The organism is Streptomyces aculeolatus (assembly GCF_020400605.1).
Lineage (GTDB): Bacteria > Actinomycetota > Actinomycetes > Streptomycetales > Streptomycetaceae > Streptomyces > Streptomyces aculeolatus.
Genome location: NZ_JAINRD010000124.1, coordinates 1 through 334, shown reverse-complemented (window position 1 = coordinate 334; position 334 = coordinate 1). Strand labels below are relative to the sequence as shown.

General features: G+C 72.8%; 1 protein-coding gene. It reads right to left on the bottom strand.

The features are described 5' to 3' along the window. Positions 1-300, bottom strand: a 300-nt coding sequence (locus LG396_RS39000) for a polyketide synthase dehydratase domain-containing protein (protein ID WP_225798343.1), incomplete at its 3' end; no start/stop codon positions are given. Positions 301-334: the final 34 nt, after the last annotated feature.

Genomic DNA, 334 nt, shown 5'->3' with positions numbered 1-334 from the left:
GGGGTGCAGGCCGAAGGCGTCGGGTCCGTGCTCGCCGGTGTGCTCCTCGGGCAGCACGACCTCCGCGTAACGCGTCGAGCCGTCCTGCCACAGCGCCGTCAGGCCGCGGAATCCGGAGCCGTACTCGTAACCCTGCTCGGCCAGCAGGTCGTAAGCCCCGGCCAGGTCTACGGCGTCGACCCCGGGGGGCGGCCACGCGCCTTGCCACGCCTTGCCGGCCCCATCCTCGGCGGCGATGAGCCGACCGGTTGCGTGCCGGGTGAACGGACGGTCCGTACCGTCGTCCGGACGAGCGTGCACGATGACCGTACGAGCCGACCCCTCTCCTTCCGCC